Origin of the sequence: Luteibacter sp. (assembly GCF_051958795.1) — a bacterium.
Taxonomy (GTDB): Bacteria; Pseudomonadota; Gammaproteobacteria; order Xanthomonadales; family Rhodanobacteraceae; genus Luteibacter.
The window spans coordinates 1-5,568 of the sequence record NZ_JBQCFT010000180.1; the positions used below are offsets into that span (position 1 = coordinate 1).

Below are 5,568 nucleotides of genomic sequence, written 5' to 3' on the forward strand. Positions count from 1 at the left end.
ACCTGATGGCCGTCTACGCGATCGGCGACGTGCAGGGTTGCTACCCCGAACTCCAGCGCCTGCTCGAGAAGCTGCGCTTCGACCCCGCCGCCGACCAGCGGTGGTTCTGCGGCGACCTGGTCAACCGCGGCGGTGAATCCCTCGCCACCCTGCGCCTCAGCCACTCGCTGCGCGAGCGCAGCATCATCACGCTCGGCAACCACGATCTTTCGTTGCTGGCCATCGGCCAGCGCCGCGAGGATGCGCAGCAACGGGTGAACCCCGAGTTGCGCGAAGTGCTGTTCGCGGACGATGCGCCGGTGCTGCTCGAGTGGCTGCGCATGCAGAAACTCCTGCACCACGACGAAGCGCTGGGCTGGACGATGATCCACGCGGGCCTCGCCCCGCTGTGGACACTGCGCCAGGCGCAGCGCGCGGCGCTGGAGGTCGAGCGCGAGCTCGGCGGCCCGCGCCACCAGCGCCTGCTGAAGAACCTGTTCGGCAACCGCCCCGCGGCGTGGAACAACCGCCTGCAGGGCGTGGAACGCCACCGCGCCACGATCAACACGCTCACGCGCATGCGCTACTGCGACGTGAACGGGCGCATCGATTTCGAAGGCAAGGATCGCCCGGGCACGCAGAAGCCGGGGATGTACCCGTGGTTCGAAGTGCCGGGCATGCGCCGGCGCGAGACGAAGATCGTCTGCGGCCACTGGTCGGCGCTCGGCCGTTTCGCTGGCCTGGGTATCTACGCGATCGATACCGGTTGCGTATGGGGCGGCCAGCTGACCGCCATGCGCATCGACGAGGAAGAGCCCCAGTACATCACCGTGCAGGCCGAGTCGTACCGGCAGAAGCCGAAGGGCGGCGGGGACTGACCCCCACTTGTTGTGCAAAAAAAACCCGCCTTTCGGCGGGTTTTTTTCATCAGGTCAGCTGACCGTGGCAGTGCTTGTACTTCTTGCCCGAGCCGCAGGGGCATGGGTCGTTGCGGCCGACCTTCGGGCCATCGGCCACGTTGGTCGGGACGGCCTGGTCGGCCACGGCGTTGTTGCCGCCCGCAGCCATCGCCTGCGCGTCGGCATGCTGGAACTGCAGGCGCTGGGCATCCGCCGCGCGCTGCTGCTCCGCTTCCATCGCCGCCACTTCTTCCTCGCTGCGGATGCGGATGCGGGCAAGCATCTGCACCACTTCGGTCTTGATGCGGTCGAGCATCTCGGAGAATAGTTCGAACGACTCGCGCTTGAACTCCTGCTTCGGCTGCTTCTGCGCGTAACCACGCAGGTAGATGCCCTGGCGCAGGTAATCCATGCTGGCGAGGTGCTCCTTCCACGCGTTATCCACCACCGAGAGCATCACGTGCTTCTCGAGCGAACGCATGGTCTCGGCACCGACCTGGGCTTCCTTCTCGACGAACAGCTGGTCCACGGCCTGGCGGACGTGCTCCATGATCGCCTCGGCGTCGGCTTCCTTCTGGCCTTCCAGCCAGTGGGCCACATCGAGGCGCAGGTTCAGTTCGCTGGCCAGTTCGCGGTCGAGGCCGGCGATATCCCACTGGTCGTCGATGCTGTCGGCCGGCACGAAGCGGCGCACCAGGCCTTCCACCACGTCGGCGCGGATGTCGCCGACCATGTCGGAAATGTCTTCGGCTTCGAGCAGTTCATCGCGCTGCGCGTAGATCACCTTGCGCTGGTCGTTGGCGACGTCATCGAAGTCGAGCAGGTTCTTGCGGATATCGAAGTTGTGCTGCTCGACCTTGCGCTGGACCTTCTCGATCTGGCGCGTGATGAGGCGATCTTCCAGCGCCTCGTCTTCCTTCATGCCAAACATCTGCATCCAGCGGCCGATACGCTCGCCGCCGAAGATGCGCATCAGGCTGTCCTGCAGCGACAGGTAGAAACGCGACGAGCCCGGATCGCCCTGGCGGCCCGAACGGCCACGCAGCTGGTTGTCGATGCGGCGGGATTCGTGGCGCTCGGTACCGATGATGTGCAGGCCGCCCGATGCGAGCACCTGCTCGTGGCGCTGCTTCCACTCGGCGCGGAGCTTCTCGCGATCGGCATCGGTCGCTTCCGGCGGGAGCGCGGCCAGTGCGGCCTCGATGCTGCCGCCGAGCACGATATCGGTACCGCGGCCGGCCATGTTGGTGGCGATGGTCACGGAACCCGGCGCGCCGGCCTGGGCCACGATGTGCGCTTCGCGCTCGTGCTGCTTCGCGTTCAGCACTTCGTGCGGGATGCGCTCCTTCTTGAGCAGGCCCGAGACCAGTTCGGACACGTCGATCGACGCGGTACCGACCAGCACCGGCTGGCCCTTCTCGAAGCATTCCTTGATGTCGGCGATGACCGCCTTGAACTTCGCATCCGGGCCAAGGAAGACCATGTCCGGGTTGTCCTTGCGGACCATCGGCTTGTGGGTGGGGATGACCACCACTTCCAGGCCGTACACCGACTGGAATTCGTAGGCTTCGGTATCCGCCGTACCGGTCATGCCGGCCAGCTTCTTGTACATGCGGAACAGGTTCTGGAACGTCACCGTCGCCAGGGTCTGGTTCTCGCGCTGGATGGGCACGCCTTCCTTCGCTTCCACCGCCTGGTGCAGACCATCGGACCAGCGGCGGCCGGCGAGCGTACGGCCGGTGAACTCATCCACGATGATGACTTCGCCATCGCGCACGATGTAATCGACGTCGCGCTGGTAGATGGCGTTGGCGCGCAGCGCCGCGTTCATGTGGTGGACGACGGCAAGGTTCTTCGAATCGTACAGGCCGCTATCCGGGTCGATGACGCCGGCCTGGCGCAGCAGCTGCTCGGCGTGCTCCATGCCCTCTTCGGACATGTGCACCTGCTTCTGCTTCTCGTCGACGAAGTAGTCGCCGGCGGCTTCTTCGGTTTCCTGGCGGGTCAGGTGCGGGACAACCTTGTTCACCGCGATGTACAGCTGCGGGGAATCCTCGGCCGGGCCGGAGATGATCAGCGGGGTGCGCGCTTCATCGATCAGGATCGAATCGACCTCGTCGACGATGGCGTAGTGCAAGCCGCGCTGGTAGCGCTGGTCCTTGCTGAGCGCCATGTTGTCGCGCAGGTAGTCGAAGCCGAACTCGTTGTTGGTGCCGTAGGTGATGTCCGCGGCGTAGGCGCCACGCTTGTCGGCGTGGTCCATGCCCGGGTACACGACGCCGACCGTCAGGCCGAGGAAGTTGTACAGCTTGCCCATCTGCGCGGAGTCGCGGCGGGCCAGGTAGTCGTTCACGGTGACGACGTGGGTGCCCTTGCCTTCCAGCGCATTGAGGTACACCGGCAGCGTACCGACCAGGGTCTTGCCCTCGCCCGTGCGCATTTCGGCGATGCGGCCGCCATGCAGGACCATGCCGCCGATCATCTGCACGTCGTAGTGGCGCATGCCGAGCACGCGCTTGGCGCCCTCGCGGGTGACTGCGAAGGCTTCGGGCATGATCTTGTCCAGGGATTCACCGGCGGCGATACGCTGGCGGAATTCCTCGGTCTTGCCACGCAGGGCGTCGTCGGAAAGCTTTTCGAACTCCGGCTCGAGGGCGTTGATGCGCTTGACCGTCTTGGAAAGGTCGCGCAGCACGCGGTCGTTACGGCTGCCGAAAATGCTCGTCAGGGCACGATTGAACATCGATCATCCGGATCTGAAACAAAAGGGATTGCCTGTAAGACCAGAACCTTACCGGCACGAAGGGACGATCATACTACGGGCGCCCCACAACATGCCTTTTAATGGCGGCGCCGGGCCGCCGTTCAAGGCTGTCTCAGCGGTGGCTGCGAACGAAGGCCAGCGGGTTGACCACGCGATCGTGGTACCAGACCTCGAAATGGACGTGCGAGCCGGTCGAGCGGCCCGTGGAGCCGGCCTTGGCGATCACATCGCCCACGTGCACGCGCTGGCCGACGGTGGCCACCAGCTTGCTGTTGTGGGCGTACCGGGTCATGTAACCGTTGCCGTGGTCGATCTCGATCACGTCGCCGTAGCCGCTGCGCTGGCCGGCGAAGGTCACCATGCCCTCGGCCACCGCGGTCACCGGGGTGCCGGTGGGCGCGGCGATATCGATGCCGGTATGACGGGCGCTGTGGCCGCTGAAGGGATCGGGCCGGCCACCAAAGAAGGAGGAGATGTAGCCGTTCACCGGCATGCCGGTGGGGCGCAGGCTGGATTCGATCTTGCGATCGAGCAGCAGGTCGTTGAGGGCCTGGAGCTGCGCCTGCTGGGCATCGAACTGCCCCGCCAGCTCATCGATGCTCTGGTTAAGGGCCACGGGCGCCATGGCGCCCTCGTCCTTGCCGGTGGTGAGCTCCGGACCGCCCTGGCCCGGGTCTTCGTTGAAGTTGAACTCGCCGTCGTCGAGCTTGCCGACCTGGGTCAGGCGCTCGCCAAGGGCGTTCAGCCGGACGGACTGGGCCTGGAGCTGGCCGAGCTTCACCGCGAGCGCATCGATATCGCGCTGGGCATCGGCCTTGACCCGGGCGATGCGTGCATCGGCGTCCGTGGTGGCGACGGTGTGGCTGCTGGGGCGTGCGATGGCCAGGGCCAGCGCGGCACCCATGCCGGCGATGCCGATGGCACCGGCGACCGCCATGATCGCGAGCTTGCAGCGCATGCGCCGGCAAGCAAGGTTTAGCGTTTTAGGGCCTTTATGGCCGCGTGGTACGAGTATGATCTGCATACGTTCTTCATCGAATAAGTTTCAGCCGGTCCATGCCACCGCCGTACCAGCCAACCCGACCGAGAACGCGTGGACTCAAGTCCATCGCGGATGTCGGGCCTGTCGCCAGGCTCGCCCAGAGGGCTCGCGAGCTCGACACGCTGGACCGCCAGCTGCGCGCGACGCTTCCTGCACCGTTACGCGAGCACGTCCGCTTCGCGGACCTTCGCGACGGCCGGCTCGTCTTCCTTGCGCCCTCGTCGGCCTGGGCTTCGCGGGTGCGCCTGTACCAGGCACAGATCCTTGAAGCTGCCCGCGCCATTGGCGCGAAGGCCTCCTCGGTTGCCGTGAAAGTGGCCCCCCTGCCGGTCGAGCCACCAGGCCCCGACCCGCTTAAACCGCTTTCCACCGGGGCGGCCCGTCATCTGAGGGCTGCCGCGGCGTCACTCTCCGATCCCACGTTGCGGGATCTCTTCCTTGATTTGGCCTCCGTGGCCGATAAGCCTTCTGATTCCGATACTTAACGTTCCGCCCATGCGGTACGTAAGTACCACCGGATCACCCGGTGGGCGGACTTTATAGCACGCATGTACGTTGGGAACACCTAAAGTGCACGTAAAGTTCACGGTTGTGACGCCGGTCACCCGATGGCCGGGCATTTCCGGTTAAGACTTTACGTAGAGGTACTTAGGCTGTGTCGATTGGGCTCGCCTTCGGCTTCGCGGGGCTCGGCCTTTGGCCATCGCGCTAGCGCTCGGACGTCTCCGGAAAGAGCCCTTGGTGCCCTGAGGTGGTCTAATCTTTCTGGACACCCCACGGGGATTCACGGCCAGAACGAGGTGAACCATGGGACGCAAGGACATTACGCAGGCGCAGCGGGACGAGGCGGTACATCTGATCCTGGCCGAAGGCCATTCGACACG

General features: G+C 65.3%; 4 protein-coding genes. 2 read left to right on the top strand and 2 right to left on the bottom strand.

The features are described 5' to 3' along the window. Positions 1-5: 5 nt before the first annotated feature. A complete protein-coding gene (locus ACTHLF_RS09310; RefSeq protein ID WP_440326828.1) occupies positions 6-857 on the top strand; it encodes a symmetrical bis(5'-nucleosyl)-tetraphosphatase in 852 nt (283 codons plus the stop codon). Positions 858-906: 49 nt separating this feature from the next. Here the strand turns inward: ACTHLF_RS09310 and secA are convergent, their stop codons facing one another. Together secA and ACTHLF_RS09320 are read right to left on the bottom strand one after the other, a co-directional pair. Further along, positions 907-3,621 (bottom strand): preprotein translocase subunit SecA, encoded by a 2,715-nt coding sequence (gene secA / locus ACTHLF_RS09315; protein ID WP_440326824.1) that lies wholly within the window; start codon positions 3,619-3,621, stop codon positions 907-909. Between the two features lie 133 nt (positions 3,622-3,754). Beyond that, complete coding sequence (locus ACTHLF_RS09320; protein ID WP_440326825.1) at positions 3,755-4,666, bottom strand: M23 family metallopeptidase; 912 nt, start codon at positions 4,664-4,666, stop codon at positions 3,755-3,757. 32 nt (positions 4,667-4,698) lie between these two features. Between ACTHLF_RS09320 and ACTHLF_RS09325 the strand changes: the two genes are divergently transcribed. After that, on the top strand, positions 4,699-5,169 hold the full coding sequence (locus tag ACTHLF_RS09325) for a DciA family protein (protein WP_440326827.1): 471 nt from the start codon (positions 4,699-4,701) through the stop codon (positions 5,167-5,169). Positions 5,170-5,568 lie beyond the last annotated feature (399 nt).